Annotated in this window: 28 protein-coding genes; 22 read left to right on the plus strand and 6 right to left on the minus strand. The window is 70.4% G+C overall.

The features are described from left to right. The first annotated feature begins 52 nt into the window (after window positions 1-52). From speD to IW245_RS29755, 7 genes are all read left to right on the plus strand, one after another. Window positions 53-430 (plus strand): adenosylmethionine decarboxylase, encoded by a 378-nt coding sequence (gene speD, locus IW245_RS29725; protein WP_197006443.1) that lies wholly within the window; start codon window positions 53-55, stop codon window positions 428-430. A 42-nt stretch (window positions 431-472) separates the two neighbouring features. Next, the gene (locus IW245_RS29730) at window positions 473-1,009 is read left to right on the plus strand and encodes a SigE family RNA polymerase sigma factor (protein ID WP_231398981.1); all 537 of its coding nucleotides are present in this window, start codon (window positions 473-475) and stop codon (window positions 1,007-1,009) included. After that, complete coding sequence (locus IW245_RS29735) at window positions 999-1,691, plus strand: hypothetical protein (RefSeq protein WP_197006444.1); 693 nt, start codon at window positions 999-1,001, stop codon at window positions 1,689-1,691. The genes IW245_RS29730 and IW245_RS29735 overlap by 11 nt, the downstream gene beginning before the upstream one ends. 55 nt (window positions 1,692-1,746) lie before the next feature. Beyond that, entirely contained in the window at window positions 1,747-2,262 is a 516-nt protein-coding gene (locus IW245_RS29740) for a DUF6886 family protein (RefSeq protein WP_197006445.1), read from the plus strand. A 9-nt stretch (window positions 2,263-2,271) separates the two neighbouring features. Next, window positions 2,272-3,375, plus strand: a complete 1,104-nt coding sequence (locus IW245_RS29745) for a C45 family autoproteolytic acyltransferase/hydrolase (protein WP_197006446.1) — start codon at window positions 2,272-2,274, stop codon at window positions 3,373-3,375. Window positions 3,376-3,687: 312 nt separating this feature from the next. Beyond that, entirely contained in the window at window positions 3,688-4,293 is a 606-nt protein-coding gene (locus tag IW245_RS29750; protein ID WP_197006447.1) for a DUF6230 family protein, read from the plus strand. A gap of 66 nt (window positions 4,294-4,359) precedes the next feature. Next, a complete protein-coding gene (locus tag IW245_RS29755) occupies window positions 4,360-6,132 on the plus strand; it encodes a DUF6114 domain-containing protein (protein ID WP_231400415.1) in 1,773 nt (590 codons plus the stop codon). A 51-nt stretch (window positions 6,133-6,183) separates the two neighbouring features. On the opposite strand, the gene IW245_RS29760 is transcribed toward IW245_RS29755, so the two are convergent. Together IW245_RS29760 and IW245_RS29765 are read right to left on the minus strand one after the other, a co-directional pair. Then, complete coding sequence (locus IW245_RS29760; protein WP_197006449.1) at window positions 6,184-7,848, minus strand: DUF885 domain-containing protein; 1,665 nt, start codon at window positions 7,846-7,848, stop codon at window positions 6,184-6,186. 45 nt (window positions 7,849-7,893) lie between these two features. Then, a complete protein-coding gene (locus IW245_RS29765; RefSeq protein WP_197006450.1) occupies window positions 7,894-8,751 on the minus strand; it encodes a prephenate dehydrogenase in 858 nt (285 codons plus the stop codon). Window positions 8,752-8,896: 145 nt separating this feature from the next. On the opposite strand from IW245_RS29765, the gene IW245_RS29770 reads away from it, so the two are divergent. The 6 genes from IW245_RS29770 (at window position 8,897) to IW245_RS29795 (ending at window position 11,552) form a co-directional block, all read left to right on the plus strand. After that, window positions 8,897-9,211, plus strand: coding sequence for a hypothetical protein (locus tag IW245_RS29770; protein WP_197006451.1), 315 nt, complete (start codon window positions 8,897-8,899; stop codon window positions 9,209-9,211). Window positions 9,212-9,290: 79 nt separating this feature from the next. Then, window positions 9,291-9,458 (plus strand): hypothetical protein, encoded by a 168-nt coding sequence (locus tag IW245_RS29775; RefSeq protein WP_197006452.1) that lies wholly within the window; start codon window positions 9,291-9,293, stop codon window positions 9,456-9,458. A gap of 79 nt (window positions 9,459-9,537) precedes the next feature. After that, on the plus strand, window positions 9,538-10,038 hold the full coding sequence (locus tag IW245_RS29780) for a tRNA adenosine deaminase-associated protein (RefSeq protein WP_197006453.1): 501 nt from the start codon (window positions 9,538-9,540) through the stop codon (window positions 10,036-10,038). Next, window positions 10,016-10,480: a nucleoside deaminase gene (locus tag IW245_RS29785; protein WP_197006454.1), complete on the plus strand. Its 465-nt coding sequence runs from the start codon at window positions 10,016-10,018 to the stop codon at window positions 10,478-10,480. Before IW245_RS29780 ends, IW245_RS29785 begins: the two co-directional genes overlap by 23 nt. Window positions 10,481-10,542: 62 nt before the next feature. Next, window positions 10,543-11,364, plus strand: a complete 822-nt coding sequence (locus IW245_RS29790; protein ID WP_197006455.1) for a helix-turn-helix domain-containing protein — start codon at window positions 10,543-10,545, stop codon at window positions 11,362-11,364. Further along, window positions 11,364-11,552: a DUF397 domain-containing protein gene (locus IW245_RS29795; protein WP_372445315.1), complete on the plus strand. Its 189-nt coding sequence runs from the start codon at window positions 11,364-11,366 to the stop codon at window positions 11,550-11,552. The genes IW245_RS29790 and IW245_RS29795 overlap by 1 nt, the downstream gene beginning before the upstream one ends. 304 nt (window positions 11,553-11,856) lie before the next feature. On the opposite strand, the gene IW245_RS29800 is transcribed toward IW245_RS29795, so the two are convergent. The 4 genes from IW245_RS29800 to IW245_RS29815 are packed head-to-tail and all read right to left on the minus strand — an operon-like array spanning window position 11,857 to window position 14,032. Beyond that, window positions 11,857-12,195, minus strand: a complete 339-nt coding sequence (locus IW245_RS29800; RefSeq protein WP_197006457.1) for a type II toxin-antitoxin system PemK/MazF family toxin — start codon at window positions 12,193-12,195, stop codon at window positions 11,857-11,859. Next, window positions 12,185-12,415: a hypothetical protein gene (locus IW245_RS29805; RefSeq protein ID WP_197006458.1), complete on the minus strand. Its 231-nt coding sequence runs from the start codon at window positions 12,413-12,415 to the stop codon at window positions 12,185-12,187. The genes IW245_RS29800 and IW245_RS29805 overlap by 11 nt, the downstream gene beginning before the upstream one ends. A 49-nt stretch (window positions 12,416-12,464) precedes the next feature. Beyond that, window positions 12,465-13,169, minus strand: a complete 705-nt coding sequence (locus IW245_RS29810; RefSeq protein ID WP_197006459.1) for an HAD family hydrolase — start codon at window positions 13,167-13,169, stop codon at window positions 12,465-12,467. Beyond that, a complete protein-coding gene (locus tag IW245_RS29815; RefSeq protein WP_197006460.1) occupies window positions 13,166-14,032 on the minus strand; it encodes a winged helix-turn-helix domain-containing protein in 867 nt (288 codons plus the stop codon). Before IW245_RS29815 ends, IW245_RS29810 begins: the two co-directional genes overlap by 4 nt. 447 nt (window positions 14,033-14,479) lie before the next feature. Here IW245_RS29815 and IW245_RS29820 point away from each other — a divergent pair, with 447 nt between their 5' ends. The 9 genes from IW245_RS29820 (at window position 14,480) to IW245_RS29860 (ending at window position 18,024) form a co-directional block, all read left to right on the plus strand. Then, window positions 14,480-14,641 (plus strand): hypothetical protein, encoded by a 162-nt coding sequence (locus IW245_RS29820; RefSeq protein WP_197006461.1) that lies wholly within the window; start codon window positions 14,480-14,482, stop codon window positions 14,639-14,641. Between the two features lie 103 nt (window positions 14,642-14,744). Beyond that, on the plus strand, window positions 14,745-15,062 hold the full coding sequence (locus tag IW245_RS29825) for a DUF6284 family protein (RefSeq protein ID WP_231398983.1): 318 nt from the start codon (window positions 14,745-14,747) through the stop codon (window positions 15,060-15,062). After that, entirely contained in the window at window positions 15,062-15,733 is a 672-nt protein-coding gene (locus tag IW245_RS29830) for an NUDIX domain-containing protein (protein ID WP_197006462.1), read from the plus strand. Before IW245_RS29825 ends, IW245_RS29830 begins: the two co-directional genes overlap by 1 nt. Further along, window positions 15,730-15,996 carry a hypothetical protein gene (locus tag IW245_RS29835; protein WP_197006463.1) on the plus strand — a complete coding sequence of 89 codons (267 nt, stop codon included), beginning with the start codon at window positions 15,730-15,732 and terminating at the stop codon, window positions 15,994-15,996. The genes IW245_RS29830 and IW245_RS29835 overlap by 4 nt, the downstream gene beginning before the upstream one ends. Then, window positions 15,996-16,370, plus strand: coding sequence for an RRQRL motif-containing zinc-binding protein (locus tag IW245_RS29840; RefSeq protein ID WP_197006464.1), 375 nt, complete (start codon window positions 15,996-15,998; stop codon window positions 16,368-16,370). Before IW245_RS29835 ends, IW245_RS29840 begins: the two co-directional genes overlap by 1 nt. Before the next feature lie 2 nt (window positions 16,371-16,372). Continuing rightward, a complete protein-coding gene (locus IW245_RS29845) occupies window positions 16,373-16,516 on the plus strand; it encodes a hypothetical protein (RefSeq protein WP_197006465.1) in 144 nt (47 codons plus the stop codon). After that, window positions 16,513-17,538: a hypothetical protein gene (locus IW245_RS29850; protein WP_197006466.1), complete on the plus strand. Its 1,026-nt coding sequence runs from the start codon at window positions 16,513-16,515 to the stop codon at window positions 17,536-17,538. The genes IW245_RS29845 and IW245_RS29850 overlap by 4 nt, the downstream gene beginning before the upstream one ends. Window positions 17,539-17,541: 3 nt before the next feature. Further along, window positions 17,542-17,745, plus strand: coding sequence for a hypothetical protein (locus IW245_RS29855; protein WP_197006467.1), 204 nt, complete (start codon window positions 17,542-17,544; stop codon window positions 17,743-17,745). Window positions 17,746-17,838: 93 nt separating this feature from the next. Continuing rightward, on the plus strand, window positions 17,839-18,024 hold the full coding sequence (locus tag IW245_RS29860; RefSeq protein ID WP_197006468.1) for a hypothetical protein: 186 nt from the start codon (window positions 17,839-17,841) through the stop codon (window positions 18,022-18,024). Window positions 18,025-18,103: the final 79 nt, after the last annotated feature.

Below are 18,103 nucleotides of genomic sequence, written 5' to 3' on the forward strand. Positions count from 1 at the left end.
ACCTGCCAGTAGTCGTCTGTACACTGGGCGGAGTCCAGTGAAGGGTTCCCAGATGAGTCAGGCACCGCTGCCGGGTGAAGCCGGCAAGGCGGACGAGATGTGTTCCTACGCCGTGGACGTGTGGCTGGACGACACAGCTCTGCTCACCGACGAGGCCGGGCTGATGGCCCTGATGCGCGACGCGGCGGAGGCCGGGCACGCCCAGGTGCTGGGCGAGTCGGTGCACCGGTTCCCGAACGGGGCGGTCACCGGGGTGCTCGTGCTGTCCCAGTCGCACCTGAGCGTGCACACGTGGCCGGAGTACAACTCGGCGAACTTCGATCTGTTGACCTGCGGCCGGCTCAACGGCGAGCGGATCATCGACCATCTGCGCGCGGCGCTGGACATCAGCCGGATCAACATCACCAGGGTGCTGCGGGACGTGCAGTAGATCGGCGTGTGACCTTTCGGTCCGCCGACGCGTGTTCTGATCATGATGATGACCTACGCCCGGGACGGGACACTGGCCACCAGTTCGATGGAACCGGGGTTCGTCGAGTTCTACGGCGCGAACTTCTCCGACCTCGCGGCCCAGCTCTACGTGTATCTGGGCGACATGGGCGAGGCGCAGGACGTGGTTCAGGAGGCGTTCTGCCGAGCCTGGGTCCGATGGGGACGCGTCAGCCGGTACGAGGAACCCGTCGGCTGGGTACGCCGCGTCGCCTGGAACCTCGCCACCAGCCGGATCCGTCGCCTGATCATCGCCCGCCGCTATGCCCGGCTGGACCGCCCGCGCACCGTCGACGGCCCGGCCCCCGACCGGGTGGCGCTGATGGCAGCCCTGGCCACGCTGCCGGCCAACCAGCGCAGGGCCGTGGTCCTGCACTACCTGGCGGACATGTCCGTCGCCCAGATCGCCGACATGTGCGGGGCCCGCGAAGGCACCGTCAAGACCTGGCTGTACCGCGGCCGGGCAGCGCTCGCGACCCAGCTCCGCGACTCCGAGGAGGCGTCCCCCCATGCCCGATGAGTTCCCAGCCCAGGACGACCTGCTGCTCCGCCGGGCCCTGACCCGGGTGCACGACGCCGCCCGGATGGAACTGTCCCCGCACCGGGTCGGCGCGGTCCGGGCCGCGAGCCGGCGGCGCACGGTCGGCATCGTGGTGGCCGCCGGCGTGGCCCCGCTGGTCCTGGCAGCGACCGCCGCCGCGGCGTTCACGGTCGGCGGCGGCGACACCGCGGTGAGTCCGGCGTCCGGCGGCGGTGCCGGGTGCGTGACCCAGGCGCCGAGCGGCCCACCGACCCCGTGGCCGTCGTCGCCCGGATCGACCCACCCGACCCCGTCGCCCACCGGCAGCACGAAGCCGAGCTCGTCGCCGGTCCCGCCGCAGTCGACCCCAGCCCCGTCGTCCCCGCCGCCCGGCTGGCCGACGCCGTCGCCGCGGAGCCCGGGGGACCGACCGACCCCGAGCCCGGACGGGTGCGACCCGACCGGCACCGCCGAGCCCCAGCCGAGCCCGACCCGGGCGCCGCAGTCCCCGAAGGGCACCCCTCGCCCGACGGGAGCGCCGAACACGGTGGCACCGCCGTCGCCGGGGCCCTGCCCGTGGGCGCACCCGATGTGCGCCACCCCGTCCGCGGTGGCCCCGACGCACTCGGGCTTCCCGGCCACCCCGGCCCCGAACTCGCCGACGCCGTCGGCGACGCGCTGACCGCGTACCCGGAAATGGGTGTCCCTGACCCGCCCGGGTCAGGGACCCTCGGGGGATGCGTCCCGAACCCGGCCAGGTGCTGCACTTCTCCGAGGACCCGACGATCACCCGATTCGTGCCGCACGTGGCACCGACAGCGAAACAGCCCGGCGCCTACGTCTGGGCGGTCGGCTTCGACCGCGCCCCGGACTACTGGTTCCCCCGGCAGTGCCCGCGCGCGATGGCGTGGGTCGGCCCGGACACCACGGAGGCCGACCGGCGCTGGCTCGGGGCCCCGAGGGTGCACGCCGTCGAGTTTGCCTGGCTGGCGAGGATCCAGAGCACGACCCTTTTCGGGTACCGCCTCCCGGCGGCCCCCTTCCGTCCACTTTTCGACCATGCCGTCGTCGCCACCGAACCGGTCGAGCCGTTGGGTCCCGCCGAGCCGGTCGGTGACCTGCTGGCCGCGCACGCCGACGCCGACATCGAGCTGCGTCTCATGACCCACCTCTGGGGATTCTGGGACAGGGTGATCGCCAGCACGCTCGAATTCAGCGGAATCCGCCTGGCTAACGCCTCGCCGCGTCGATAGCCTCGGGGCATGACGCTGCCCGTGATCGTGGCCGAGGGAACCCCCACCGAGATCGGCGTCAGCTACGGCCGCCAGGCCGCCGAGCTGATCGCCGGCAACTTCGCCGACTACCTGGTGAAGTTCCGGGTGTCCGGCGGGCACGACCCGGAGACGGTGACCCGCCTCGGCGAGGAGTTCCGCGCGACGACCCGGCGGTACACGCCGCGGATCGCCGCCATGCTCGACGGCGTCGCGGAGGGCTCGGGCCTGCCGGTCGGCGACATCTACGCCCTCAACGCGCGTACCGAGCTGATGGTCCCGAAGATCACGGAGTGCACCGGGGTCGCCGTCCTCCCGGAGCACACGTCCTCCGGCCACACGCTCCTCGGCCAGAACTGGGACTGGTACCCGTCGCAGAGCCCCTTCACGCTCGTCCTGGCCACCCGTGACGAACGCGGCCACGAGGTGCTGGCCCTCGCGGAGGCCGGCATGCTGGCCAAGGCCGGGCTGAACTCCGCCGGCGTCGGGGTCGGCGTCAACCTGCTGGCCAGCGACCGGGACGGTGGACCCGGCGGCGTGCCGTACCACGTGCTGATCCGTGCAGTGCTCGACGCGCAGGAGGGCATCTCGGTGTCGCTCGGGGTGTGTTCACTGCCCCGCAGCGCCTCGATCAACCTGCTGATCGGGGTGGCCGGCGGCACGGCGGTGGACCTGGAGCTGGCCCCGGGCCTGACCGGCCGGCTGCTCCCGGTCGACGGGCTGCTGACGCACTCGAACCATTTCGTCTCCGGCATCGGGATCCGCGACCGGTTCTACGACCTGGGCGGCGGCTCGTCGCTGTTCCGGGACTTCCGGCTGCGCCAGGTGCTCGGCGCCGCGGCGGCCGAGCGCCGGGTGGCGGAGAAGGACGTGGCGGAGGCGCTGCAGGACCACCTCGGGTATCCGTACGCGATCTGCCGGCACGTCAATCCCGCCGACCCGGAGGAGCTGTGGTCGGTGACCGCGAGTTCCGTGGTGATGGATCTCGACGACCGGCGGATGATGGTCACGAGCGGCGCCCCGTGCGCGAATCCATACCAGACGATCGAGCTGCGCGACGTATTCGACAGTGCTCGTCCGATATCTGGCTTCTAGAACCGAAGTTGTTACCTAACCGTAACTTGTGGGTCCCAGTCGCGGACAGTCACGTGTTCCGGGGTTTTTCCGCAGTGTTTCATCCGGGTTTCGGCGGAATATCCACGCCGTTGACTACCGAGCGCGAAGCCGGCCGGGCATGACGTTACCCGACAGTGTTACTGGCGGGTAGCTCAGGGGTTGTTCTGTGACGAGGATCGCGGCAGCATCACCACCACTGGAGTGGGTGACCCTCATCACCACCACAGGAGACCACACCCCGCGCCCGTCCGTGCCGCCCGCACAGACGGCGGCGCCGCCCGAGGAGGAAATGTGAAGGAAACACTGGTCGGTCGTACCCGTTGGCGTAAGTTCGCCATGGTGATGGTCCCCGCCACCGCCGCCGCAGCGGTCATGGTGATGGGTATGAGCAACGGCGCCATCGCCTCGTCGTTCGCGGTCTCGGGACAGCGGTTCCAGATCTCGGCCGACTCGATGGTCGTCAACGGCTTCGCCCAGTACGGCGACATCAAGAAGGAGAGCAACGGGACCCCGCACCCGGTCGCGGTCGCCGCGGCCAAGACCGCCACGGTGCGCGGCATGTGTCAGTCGGTCGTCACCGACACCCACAGCCCGCTCGGCTTCATCACGATGACGATCCGGGCCGGCAACGGTGCCAACCCGGTCGAGGCGGAGAACCTCTTCCTGGCGATGGACTCGATGGAGGGCGACGCCGTCTTCGAGGGCATCGACATCGGCATCGACGCCGGCACCATGGACAAGGGCGCCGGCCCCGGCGCGCCGGGCATGTTCGGCCAGCAGGCGACCAAGGCCACCCTCCTCGGCGTCAAGCAGCAGGCGTGGGCGACCAACGCCGGCACGTTCAAGCTCACCGGCATGAGCCTCAAGGTCACGCTCGAGAACAAGCCCTGCTTCTAAGTAGCGCGCTGACCGGGGCCCCGGCGAGTACGGCGGCCCCGGTTCTGCGATATCCCCCAACGCGTGATGGAAATGCAGGAGGCGCACGTGTCCACCCTTCCCGGTAGGGCCTGGCAATCGTTCCGCGGCTGGCGGCGCGGCCGTCCGTTCTGGGGCGGCCTGCTGGCGCTGCTCGCCGGGCTCGAGATCATCTCGATCCCGTGGACCCAGATCGGGATCATGATCCACGCCGGCATGGGGGCGCTCGGCGGCATGATCATTGGCGGGGTTCTGATGCTCTGCGGTGTACTGCTCTGGTTCCAGCCCGTGCAGCGCACGTTCTTCAGCATCGTCAGCATCGTCCTGGGCCTCGCGGCCTTCCCGTTCACCAACTTCGGCGGGTTCGTCGTCGGGACCCTGCTGGCGCTGGTCGGTGGCTCGATGGCGTTCGCGTGGACCCCGGTGGCGCCGGTGGCCCCGGCGGGGGCGGAGTCGCCGGACGGCGAGGAGTACCCGACGGCCGTGATCCCGGCGGTCCAGACCGCCGACGACGCGGATCTGCCCGAGGCGGAGTCCGCCGCGGAGCCGGGGCTGGCGGAGCTGGGCCTGGCCGAGCCGGGTCCCTCCGGCCCGCCGGCGACCGAGCAGCACCCCTCCGGGCCGGCATCGGCTTCCTCCGGGCCGATCGCGGGCGCGCCACGCACGTCCGGGCCGGTCGTCGCCGAGTGGGCGCCGTCCGGCTCGCTCGCGTCGGATCAGGCGGCTTCGGCACCGGGCCTGACCGCCCAGGCCGGGGCGATTCCGGTGCAGCCCGGGGTCGTCCAGGCCGGATCAGTCCCGGCCCAGTCCACCTCGGCCCAGAGCCCGGCGGCTTCGGGGCCGGGTGCCGGGGAACCGGACGCCGCACCGGGCGTCCGGCCCCGCCCCACCCGGCACCGCAAGTCATCAACCACCCCCGACGACGACCCGGCCCCGGCGGATGTCCGCTCGGGAGCCAAGGCCCGCCAGGCGATGGGCGTGGCCATCCTCGCCCTGTCGCTCGGGGTCACCGGCGCCATGGCCGGCGGCCTGACCGACCGGGCCGACGCGGCCCCGCCCGGGGCGATCCCGTGCGCGCCGGGCCAGATCCCGCCCGGCCAGACGGCCAAGCCGCAGACCAGCCCCGCCACCCCGACCAAGCCGGGCCAGCCCACGACGCCGGGCCAGCCCACGACGGGCCCGGCACCCACCGCCACCGCGACCAGCCCCACGAAGCCGGCCCCGGGCCCGACCACCGTGGCCCCGGCCCCGGTGTCCAGCCCCACGCCGGACAAGCCGTGGTGGTGGCCGTTCGACCTCAAGTCGGAGCCGGACTCGTCCGCGCCCCGCCGGATCGCCGCGGCCCCGGCCGCCCAGCCCTCGCCGACCGCGAGCCCGCTGTGCCACCGGATGCTCGCCGCGGCCGCCGACCAGGACATGGTCGTCGGCAAGTCCTACATGCGCGCCGCCCGGCAGCAGATGTGGGGCATGCACTACGACGGGGTCGTGGACCTGCCGGTCCGGGGCGGCGGCACCATCCGGGTGCTGAAGTTCTCGATGGACAAGGCCCAGTCGACGCCGTTCGAGATGGACAGCTACGACGGCGCCACGAAGAAGAGCCTGCGCCAGAACTCCACCCAGCTCACGGTCACCGGGCACGTGGAGTTCTACACCAGCAAGTTCTCCGGCTGGCTGTTCGGGCTGATCCCGCTCACCTTCACCCCGGACTCCCCGCCGCCGTTGCAGATCTCCGACCCGTTCTTCACGAGTGCGGAGATCGAGCTGGTCTTCCTGAAGACAGACCGGCTGCAGGCGGACGACCTGCGGTTGAAGTACGTCTGAGCACGAGGAAGGGGCCCCCGGTTTCGGGGGCCCCTTCCGCATGACCAGGAGCTAGATCCGCGCCAACGCCGCCCGCAGCGGATCCAACCCGAGCGCCCCCAGGTCCAACGCCGCCCGGTGGAACTCCTTCAGATCGAACGCCGTGCCCTTGCGCTCCTCGGCGTCGGCCCGGGCCTGCAGCCAGATCCGCTCGCCCACCTTGTACGACGGCGCCTGCCCCGGCCACCCGAGGTACCGGTCCAGCTCGAACCGGAGGAACTCGTCGGCCATCATGCAGTTCGCGCGGAGGAACTCGTACCCGATCTCCGGGTTCCAGGTCTGGCCGGCGTACTGGTCCCAGCCGACCCCGGCCGGGATCTCCAGCTCGAGGTGCATGCCGATGTCCACGACCACCCGGGCGGCCCGGAACAGTTGCGCGTCGAGCATGCCGAGCCGGTCGCCGGCGTCGTCGAGGTAGCCCAGCTCGCCCATGAGGCGCTCGGCGTACAGGGCCCAGCCCTCGCCGTGCCCGGAGCACCAGGAGAGCACCCGCTGCCACCGGTTGAGGACCTCGCTGCGGACGGCCGTCTGCGCGACCTGGAGGTGGTGTCCCGGTACCCCCTCGTGGAAGACGGTGGTGACCTCCCGCCAGGTGGCGAACGACGTGACGCCCGCCGGCACGGCCCACCACATCCGGCCGGGACGGGTGAAGTCCTCGCTGGGGCCGGTGTAGTAGATGCCGCCGTCGCTGGTGGGCGCGATCATGCACTCCATGTGCCGGACCTGCTCCGGGATGTCGAAGTGCGTGCCGTGCAGGTCCGCGATCGACTTGTCCGCGAGGCCCTGCATCCAGTCGCGGAACTCCTCCTTGGAGCCGATCCGGCGGGACGGGTCGGCGTCGAGGGCCGCCGCGGCCTGCTCGACGGTGCCGCCGGGCACGATCAGGTCGGCGGTGAGGAGCATGTCGGCGCGCAGCCGGGCGACCTCCTCGAAGCCCCACGCGTAGGTCTCGTCGAGGTCGACGCGCGCGCCGAGGAAGAAGCGCGAACACAGCTGGTACAGCTCGCGGCCCACGGCCTCGCGCTCGCGGCCCAGCGGGGCCAGCTCCTCGCGGAGGAACCGCGCGAAGTCCGCCGTCGCCGCGGTGGCCGCCGCCGCCCCGGCGTCGAGCCGCTCACGCAGCTCCCCGGTGGCCTCGAGCCGGCCGGCCAGCCCGGGGTAGAAGTTGTCCCCGTCCGGGTCGGTCCAGGCGTCGCACTGCGCGGCGACCTTCTCCATCTGGGCGCGGGCCCCGGCGAAGCCGTCGCGCGCGTCGTGGAGCAGGGTCTCCTGGTAGCCGGCGAGCGCCGCCGGCACCATGGCCATCCGGGTGGCGATGTTGCCGACGGCCTCGGCGGTGTCCGTGGGCATCAGGTCGAACGCGCCGCGCACCTCGTGGAGGGGGCTGGCGATGACGTTGATCATCGACCGGTACCGGATCTCGTCCATCTCCACCGAGAGCCCGAGCCGCTCGACCATGGCCTCCTGGGCCACCCGCTGGTGCTCGTCGTCGGGGGTGGCGGCGAGGAGCGCGGCGAGGGTACGGCGGTTGAGCTCCGTGAGGGCGTCCATGCCCGCCGGGCTCAGGTCCGTCATCTTGTCGTCGTAGCCCGCGATGCCCACGCCGGACGCGCTGAGCGGGTCCAACGGGGCCCACTCGTCGACGTACCGGTTGGCGATGTCATCGATGTTTCCCATGCGCAGAGACCCTACGGCACGTCTCTGACACCTCGTGCCCGGTTTTCAGGTGACCGAGTGCCCCTGCCGTCCGAGTTCGAGCAGTCCCTCGCGGTCGGTGGGGATCTTCCCGGCGGGGGTGGCGCGCAGCGGCCACCGCCGGCGCACCTCGTGCCCCTTGCCGAGCCAGTCGATCAGCCCGCCCCGGTCGTCGAGCGCGGCTCTGGCAGCCCCCAGCGCGGCGATCAGCTCGTCGAGCACGGGCCGGACGGCGGCGGCGTTGCCGGAGCACATGGCCGCCACCAGCGCGGGGGCGGTGGACGCGACCCGGGTGCCGTCCCGGAACGAGCCGGCGGCCAGCGCCAGCACCCCGGGTTCGGCGGCGGACGCGGCGATGGCGGAGGCGACGAGGTGTGGCACGTGACTGATCCTGGCCACGGCGGCGTCGTGTTCGGCGCTGGTGGCGGGGATGATCCGGGCCCGCAGGCCGCCGAGGAGGTCGACCATGGTCCGCCAGTCGGCCAGGTCGGTCTCCGGGTCCAGGCACAGCACCCAGGGCTGGTCGCGGAACAGCAGCGGGTCGGAGGAGCCGAAGCCGGAGTGCTCCTTGCCGGCCATCGGGTGCCCGCCGACGAACCGCCGGCCGGCCATCAGCGCGGCCACCGGCCCCTTCACGGACGTCACGTCGCTGATCAAGCCCCGGTACCCGTCGAGGTCGGGCAGCAGGTCCGGCAGCGCCGGCAGCGGCACGGCGAGGAACACGACGTCGGTGTCCCGCACGGCCTCGCGCACCGAGCCGGCCGCCCCGGCGAGCTGGCGGGTGACCGGGTCGGCGTCGTAGCCGGTGACCTGGTGGCCCGCCGCCGTGAGCGCCCGGAGGAGTGACCCGCCGATGAGGCCGAGCCCGAGTACCGCGATCCGCATCGCCACAGCCTAAACCCCACCCCATTTAACCCATTTTTTGATTACGAGTGGGAAGTCCCCGGCAGCGGCGGTCCCACCACGGCCGTCCCGCCGGTCCTCTTCCGCGCGGGGCCCCGACCGGCCAGGTTCGGCTAGGCTCGATGGCGTGATGCCCTATCCCCGGCCGGGCCGGCCGCACTTCCGGGAGCCGCACCCGGTCCGGCTGCCGGCGCTCGCCGCCGGGGCCGGCGCGGCGGCCGTCTGGTTCCTCCTGTTCGCCTTCGTCTGGGGCGGCGCGGTGGGGTACGCCTGGTTGACCATCCTCGCCGGCGTCGTGGCGGCTCTGGCGGCCGGTCTGCTGGCGCTGCGGGGGGACAGGGGCGTCGCGGTCGGCATCGCGCTGGTCGCCGGGTTCGCGCTCGCCGCCGCCGGCGTGGTGCTCACCACGTATTGGGTGCGTGGCGACTGGCTGCTTTGGTAAGCTCACTCAACGTATTGGAATATGCCCAATTTGCAGGCCGAGCTTGACGGGGCTCCCGTGGGTTCGGCACGGTGGGAACATGTCGATGAGGCTCGAGCGACTTGAACCCGATCGCCGTCGCCGCCGGTTGCAGCTCCTTGCCGAGCTGGCCGACGTGAAGGCGCTGCGGGACAGGATGCAGCCCCGTCGGGTCCGCTCCGAGCGCCTCCGGGAGCTCATTGCACTCCGCCGCCGTTGGGCCACGTAGCCCGAGAGCGCGCGCCGCTTGTTGGCACGACTGCCGGCCAGGTACGCTCCGGCAAGTTGACGACTTGGCCGGGGGGATCGTGTCGCACTTTGCTGTAGCAGTCGTACGGGATGGCTCCGGATGGACCGTCTCGGAGCTTGAGCTGCGTGGGGTCAGGGACGTCGAGGACGCCGGCGACCGGCTCCGTGACGCCGCTGACGGTGAGCTCTCGCTCCTGTTCGTCGAGGCCGAGGACGAGTATCTCGTCGTCGTGCGGATCGACGAGGACAATGACCTGCGCGTCTTCGGCTCCGACGCCGAGTACGCGGAGGAGTCCGCCCTCGGGGCGGCACTCCTGGGCGACCTGGAGCCCGAGCGGCTCCCGGACCTCGACGACGAGGACGACGAGGACGAGGACGAGCGCCCGGCCTCCGACCCGGACAGCAATCCGGTCGGGGACGCCGATCTGCTCGCCGATCTGGGCATCCCCGCGGTGGCGCTGCTCAAGCTGTGCGCCCAGGAGGGCATGCTGCCGTCCGAGGTCACGACGAAGATCTGCGAGACGCTCGGCTGCGCGGATGACGTCGAGGAGCTCCGCTAACGAGGCGTGGGTCCGGCGCGCCCTGGCTGTCGCCGGCACCGCCGATCCGCGCGACGTCCCGGTCGGCGCCGTGGTGTACGACGCCGCCGGCCGCGAAATCGCGTCGGGCACCAACACCCGCGAGGCCACCGGCGACCCGACCGGTCACGCGGAGATCGTCGCCCTGCGCGCGGCGGCCGCGGCCCTCGGCACCTGGCGGCTGGAGGGCTGCACCCTGGTCGTGACGCTGGAGCCGTGCACGATGTGCGCGGGCGCCCTCGTCCTGGCCCGGATCGCCACCGTCGTCTTCGGCGCGTGGGAGCCCAAGACCGGCGCCGTCGGTTCACTGTGGGACGTCGTCCGCGACCAGCGCCTCAACCACCGCCCCGAGGTGTACGGCGGCGTGTGCGAGGAGGAGTGCGCCGCAGCCCTGCGCGACTGGTTCCGCATGAACCACCGCTAGCGCCGTTGTCCGTGGCCGGACAAGATAGACGGGTGACTTCGGCGGCCCGAAAGGGAAACTCGATGGATGTCCGGCGGGTTCGGTTCGGTGAGGCGTTGCGGAGGCTGCGCGAGGAACGGGACCTGACCCTCGAACAGGTCGGTGGCGAGATCGGCTGGTCCTATGTGCGCCTGCACCGCCTGGAGACGGCGGAGACCAGGCCCAGTGTGGACAGGGTCCGCCCCCTCCTCGACCTGTACGGCATCAGGGAACCCGAGTACGGCAACCTCTTAGACCAGGCGCAGGATCTCTCCGTCGAGGGCTGGTGGCGGGAACACCGCGGCTCCAAACCGGGCCAGCGGACGTACGCGGAGCTGGAGAGCGGCGTCACGGCCATCAACGCCTACAGTGGAGCGATCGTGCCGGGCCTGCTCCAGACGGAGGAGTACGCCCGCTACCGGATCCGTTCGGAGCTCGGCGACAGCGACCAGATCGCCACCGACGCCAACCTGGCCGTCCGGATGGGCCGGCAGAAGGTGATCGGCTCGATCGACTTCGAGGTGATCCTCGACGAGGTCGTGCTGCTCCGCCCGTCCTGCCCGCCGGCGGTGATGGCCGAACAGCTGCGCCACCTGGCCTCGGCCCTGCCCCGGGTGACGGTACGGGTCCTGCTGCTCAACCGCGTGATCGACGATTTCCTGTTGCCACAGAACACTTTCGCGCTGTACCGGCTGCCGGGTGGCGACGAGATCGGCCTGATCGACACCATGGCCATCGGGCCGCAGCCAATTGATGCTGACAAGTTGCCCTCTTACCGCCACGCCTATGATCGGCTGCGAGACGCGGCCCTGAATATCGAGGATTCGCGGGAGTTCATTCTTCAGGCGGCGGAAGCGAAGAGATGATGTTCAGCAATTGGCGGAAGAGCCTCCGGAGCGACGGCGGTGCCAACTGCGTAGAGGTGGGAACGGCCCGGGGTGTCGTCGGGGTGCGCGACACGAAGGAGCGGGGGCGGGGGCCCGTGTTGGCGTTCGAGGCCGACGCGTGGGTGTGTTTTCTCGCGGCGGCAAAACGCGGCAACTTCGACCGTTAGTCGGCTTTTGGAGTAACAACCACATATCGAGACACGTAGAGCCGGTACCCAATGGGTACCGGCTCTACATTTCATGGCGGTGGCGAGGGGATTTGAACCCCTGGAGGGCTTGCACCCTCACACGCTTTCGAGGTCTGCCGGTCGCCGTTCACGGATGACCGTGCGCGTTCTGAGCTGCATTGATTCATGATCGCGGACTCAGCTGAATGCCGTTGTACGCCCCTGAATGAGACCGCAAATGAGACCACAGAGCGGCTGGAACACTCCGGTGTTCCAGCCGCTCGTTTTCGCTTTCCGGGTGCTGCTAGGGCAATCCGAGCACGTCTTTCAGTGCCTGGTCTACTGCGGCCATCTCCGGGCCGGTGAGCCATCCCACGCTCTCGCCAAGCCTGCCGGGGTCGACAGCCCGGGTCTGCTCGACGAGCACCCGCGTCGTCTTGCCCCGGACTTCGACCTCCGGGCGGAAGTCGGTCTCACGGCTGCTCGTGCTCGTCGGCGCTACGAGCACGGTCGACAGCGACAACAGGTGGTTGGCTTGCACGATCACGGCGTACCGCGTTCCGTCCTGCTCATGCCCACGCTGATCGCGGGGAGCCTTGATCCGGAATACCTCGCCACGTGAGTAGCCGTAGTCACCAGTCACCCAGGGACTCCATCTCGGCCAGCACTGCGCGAGACTCGGCCCGGTCCGCTTCGTCCGCGGCGACCTGTTCGGCCTGGCGGCGCTGCCGCTCACGTCGGTGCTGTTGCGCTGCGGCCAGCACGGCGGCGCGAACCGCCGCCGTCTGGTTCAGCCCGTCACTCATCAGCTCCGCAAGCGCCTGATCCAACTCGGCGTCACGGCGAATCGAAAAGGTACTCATGACCACAACGGTAGCACTGAATGTGCTACCAAGTGAAGCACAAGTCGAGCTACCTCCGCGATTCGGCTTCCGCGAGCAACGTCACCGCGACGTCCCGCATGGTGGTCACGACAGCCGCAGCCCCTGCGCGACGGAGGTTCGCCACCTTTCGGGGCTTGTTCGCGTATCCGAGCACCGGCACGCCGGCCGAGATGCCCGCCGCGACGTCGGTCACGGTGTCGCCGACGAGAAGGCACGTCGCCGGATTGGCGCGGAGGGCGGCAGAGGCACGGAGCAGCGGCTCCGGGCTCGGCTTCATCCGGTCCGGGTCCGCGTAGGCGCGTCCGACAACCAGGGCGAAGTGCCCGGCGAGTCGGTGTGCCTTCAGGTAGGCCGTGACAGCGGCTTCAGAGTTGTTGCTGACCACCGCAACCGGCCGTCCGGCCTGGCGAGCCGCAACGATGACTTCACGGCCGTACGGCGTCGGCTCTGCTGATCGCGCGGCTACCAGCTCGGCGGCACACAGGGCGTCCTCGACGGCGCGGGTCAACCTTGACTGACCCCGGCGGTCGGTCCACCGCAGCACCTCAAGCGGGTCCGGCTCGTCTTCGATCTCGCCCAGGTCGAGCCGTTCGGAACGCAGCACCTGACGGAGTGCTTCGGCCACCTTGGGTGCAGGGTAGCCGGCGAAGATGCTGCACACCGGTCCGTCGAAGTCGAGTAGCAGGGGACCGTGTCCGGCCAGCAGCGTGGCGAGATCGGGCGCGTCGGTCATGCTTCGTACTCGCGGGTGATCGTGTCCCACACGGAGTCGAACCACTGCGCCGCGCCCTCGACGAACTGTGTGCCGTGAGAGGCACTGTCGTCGCTGACCGTGTAGTGGAACAGCGGGACATCCTTACCCAGGAGGTCATAGATCGCGGTCGGCTCACCCTTGATCGATACGGTGCGCTCGATGACGGGGTAGAACCCGAACCAGGCTTCCTCGCCGTTGAGGATGTACATCTTGAACAGCGGCGCGGCGCTGTGCACCCGGACCTCGCACTGTGCGGAACGAACGAGGCCGAGGTCTGACAGCTCCTGTACCTGGTCGATGATGCTGTCCGCCGCGCGCCGAGTGATGCGGTTGGCGCGCTCGCGGACTGCCGGGTCATCTGACTGCGTCTCGGCACGGGCCGGCAGCGCCATGGGCACGGTCATGTCCGAGATCATGACCCGGATGGTGATCGACTCCGGGGTAAGGTCGCCGGCCCGGACCTTGTCCAGGGCCTCGGTGATCGCGTCCCGCAGCGTCTCGCCGGAGAACCCCGCGAAGTCGATCGCCACGTGCGTGCGTTCGAACGCAGCTTCGATGTGCGGGCGCAGCTCGACCGGGCGTTGAGTCTTGGCGCGGACGTACGCGCCGCTGCCCTGACGGGTGATGACCAGCCGTTCGGCCTTGAGGATGTCGACGGCTCGCCGGGCGGTTTCCCTGGCCACGCCGAAGAAGTCGGACAGTGCGGGCTGCGAGGGGACCTGGGCGCCCGGGGCCAGCTTCTGGGTGAGGATCGCGGCGCGGAGCCGGTTCGCGATGTCGCGCGAACCCAGTTTGGGTGCGGTGGGGTCTACATCCCCGAGGTAGTCAAGGTTCTCAGCCACGAGTACAGACTACAGGTTGCCTAGCCAAGTTGGAAAAATCTCGGCATGTCTCTTGACTTCCCTAGGCAACCCGGCCTACCTTCATCTCAACCGGGTTGCCTAGGGAACCTGGGGGACAGGCTAGGCAAGTGGGGTCCGGCGTTTTTGCTGGTCCTCGCGCCGGTCGGTCGCCGGAGCGATTACGCCACTGCGGGTGGAGTGCGCTCTGAGAACCGTCGCGGCTTGCTCTTTGAGAACTCAACAGGGAAGACATGCAACAGGGGTTGTCACCTCCCTTCGAAGGTGTCCGGGCACGACTGAGGTTCGTGCATCGTTCCTGCTCCCGCCGGTCTGGCGGGGGTGTTGTCAGCCGCTGCGGAGCTTGGCTTCCCGGCGGTGTCTCGCACGTAATCCGGCAGCACGGTCAACCGTGCTGCCGGCCATCGCAAGCGGAGAGAGGTTGCCGTTATGGCTTCGAGCATCGCCGCAGGTCTGCGGCTGACGATCAAGAACAACTCCACCTACCGCCAGTGCGCCGGCTGCAAGCGGCTGACCGCCCTGCCCGGTACCGAGACGCGTTGCACGTCGTGTCGGCCCCCGGCGGCACGGCAGTACTCCCGCGCCGCGTAGCGCGGCCCACAACTTTCCTGGCCCCACAGGTGAGGCCCAGCGGGTGCAACCGCCGGGCCTCGATATGGGCCTAACCACACCCTTTACCGAAGGAGCTAGACCCATGAACAGCATCCCACGCAACGGCCTGCGGGTCGTCAGTGCGGAACCCGCCCCGGCCGACATGGTCGAGGTGTACGTGCTCGACCTCCTGGACGGCCCCACGCTCCAGGAGTTGGACGCGATCGAGGCTGAGTGGCCGCTGATCGCTGCTGACATCGCTGCCCTCGACGACCTGGCCGAGACGCTGCGGGTCACCGACCGGCAGGTCGTTGTCGACCTGGACAGCCGTCGGGCTCGTCGCAACCGCCGGCGCATCATCGCGGCCACTCTGACCAGCTCCACCGCCGTGATCTTCCCGGTTCTGCGGGCGGTGGCGTGATGGTGCTGAACAAGTGGCGGACGTGGACTGACCCGGAGACGTTCACCGTCGGGGTTGCCGAGGGTTGGGCGGATGCGGAGACGGACCCGACGCGCATCGACTGGACGGCCCGGCAGGCAGCCGCAGCTATCCCCTTCGCCGTCATCGACGGCCGTCCGGTGAACCCGGCCGAGCTGACCGAGGTGCGTTACGGGCGCAACGGTTTGGGCCGTTGGGGCGAGAACCTGATGGCCGACGCGCTGGTCACCGCAACCACCAGCGACGGCATCCGGTGGTTGCTGCTGATCGAGCGCGGTGACGGGCACGGCTGGGCTGTGCCCGGCGGGTCCGTCGAGCCGGGCGAGTCCCCGGCCGACGCCTCAGCACGCGAGCTGACCGAGGAGACCGGCCTGGCCGTGCCCGCCGAGCGTTGGCGGGCCGGAACACCGGTGTACGTGCCAGACCCCCGGGCGAGCGCGGAAGCGTGGGCGGTCACCGTCCCCGCGTCTGCGCACCTCGGAACGGTCGCGGACCTGCCCGTCGTGGTCGGGGCCGATGACGCCCGCCGCGCGATGTGGGTCCGCGCCGACTCTTACGCCGGCCTGTGCCGGGAGCTGGCCGCCTGGTTCGGTGGCCGCGTCTTCGCCGCACACGTCGCGATGCTCACCGGGTTCCTGGACGGTGCGGCATGAACGACAAGCCGCTGATGTTCCCCGCCCAGCTGTTCGTGCTGGGTGAGGTGCTGGTACAGCCGCAGGGCGCACAAACGTTCGCCCCCTACCGGCTGGCCTGCACTGACTGTGGGGCGTGGCAGGGCCTCACCCTCACCGTTCGCACCCCCGACGCCGTCGAACTCGACGTGTCCTGCGGGTGCGGGAACGCGTGGCAGACCGGCGAGATCAACCCCGCGCAGATCCTGCACCACCTGCGCACCAACGCCGACCGGCTGCACTGATGGGCACCGCGACCCGCTACCGGGCGGCGTTTAACGACCCCGACGCCGTGCGGCACAGCGTGCCGACGTTCCCGTGGAACTCAGCCCCGGAAGGCCTGGCGACCCGCCGGCAGCTGCGCACCCAGGGGCTGAGGCCCGGTGGGCAGGACATCGCCGGCCAGATCCTGTGGCGCGGTGTCGGCGGAGTACGCGCGGCCTACCTCTACCGCGTGGCTCTGGCGCTGCCGAAGCGCACCGCCACCCCGGCGCAGCTGGACGCGATCGCCAAGGCTCTGCGGGCACGGCGGACCTGTTCGACCTGCCACACGGTGCGCTCCTACTACATCCCTGGCCGGTACGGCGAGTGCCTGACCTGCGCCGGAAAGGAACAGTGACCATGAAAAAGCTTTGGGTCTACCTCGCCGCGGCGTTCGTGGCGTACTTCGTCATCACCAACCCGGCCGGTGCCGCCGACGTGGCCCGCGAGATCGCCTCTGGGCTCGGGCAGTTCGCCGCTGGCGTCGTCGGAGGTGCCAAGTGAGCGCCCCGACGACCACCCGCGCGAGTTCCTACCCGGTGCCGGTCGACGGCCTGCTGTCGAGGGCACTGGACCTGGGGATCGATCTGGGGGAGGTGCCGTCGCGTAACCGGCTCATGGCCGAGCTGCACATCGGACCGGCCAAGGCGAACACCATCCGCCAAACACTGTTGGGCGAGCCGATCGAGTGGGCCCTGGCCAAGGAACTGCTGACCGGCGACGACGCGGCGTTGGTGGAGGCGCGGGCGCACTTCACCGCCGACGCCCTCGCACGGCTCACCCCACTTGCCGACGACCCCGCCGACACCGAACCGGTGCAGATCGAACCGGACGGACGGCACTTGCACGCCGTGCCCGACGTCGACACCGTGCCGCCGTCCCTCGTGCCGGACGTCGACAACCCGCCCGACACGGCCGGGGACACGGTGGCGTACCCGGGTACGAGCCCGGACGTCGAGCCGGCCCCGGTGCCGGTGCATTCCGCGCCGTCTGCGGATGTTGCAGCGTCGTTGGGGCTGGTCACGGGTGCCGCGTACCCGGGTACGAACAACCAGCCCGTCAGCCGGTCCCCGAAGTTGTCGGGGCGGGTGTGGGCGTACATCGGGGCCCTGCTGGGTGGGTCGGTGTCGATCGCGGCGAACGTCGCGCACTCGTTCGTCCAGCCCCGCCCGACCGGTGCCGGACCCGACTGGATCCCGTCCCCGGAATGGGCGCCAGAACCCGGGGCGGTTGTGGGGGCGACGTTTTGGCCGGTCGCGTTGTTCGTCGTGATCGAGATCCTCGCCCGCGTGCCGTGGCCTGAGGGTGCCCGGTGGGTTGTGGCCCGCGTGTGCGGCCTGCTCCCCGTCGCCCTGGTCGCCGCGGTCGTCTCGTACCGGCACCTGTCCGGGCTCCTGGGGCACTACGGCGAAGACCCGCTCACCGTCGTCATCGGCCCGTTCGCCGTCGACGGCCTGATGGTCGTCGCGACCGGCGCGATCATCGCCCTCGGACGCATCAAGAACACCACCACGAAGGAGAACTAGCCCGTGAACACCACCGCTATCACCCAGCTCATCGCCCGCGCGCAGGCCGACCTGTCCGCCGATCGGCACCCCCAGGCCGTCCTCGAGGACGTCCTCGACGCCCTGGCCGAGATCGCCACCACCCCTGACCCCGATGTCCGCACGGTCCGTCAGTCCTTCGGCACCGTCGAGGCCGGATCCATCGTCATCGGCCACATCAGCAGGTAACACCGATCGCCCGGCTGGCAGACACACCCCGTTCGAGTCGGGGGCGGGCACGAACGGCCAAATAGGTGGCCGTCAACGCAAAGGGAGACATCCATGGGCAGCAAGAACGTTGCGCGTACCGGTCACACCGACATCCAGATCGGTCACGTCAGCGGCAAGCAGGCCGACCACAAGACCCCGCCCCCGGCGGACGTGAAGGCCACCAACGTTGTCGAGGGCAACGCCAAGGTCGGCGCACAGCACGACACGATCACCGGCGGCTTGACCTTCCGCTGGTAGCAGGCCCGATGTTGTCCGGGGCACGGCCTTTTGGCCTGGTAACCGATGCCGTGCCCCGGCCACCCCAACATGGAGGTAG

Origin of the sequence: Longispora fulva (assembly GCF_015751905.1) — a bacterium.
In the GTDB taxonomy this organism is placed as follows: Bacteria; Actinomycetota; Actinomycetes; order Mycobacteriales; family Micromonosporaceae; genus Longispora; species Longispora fulva.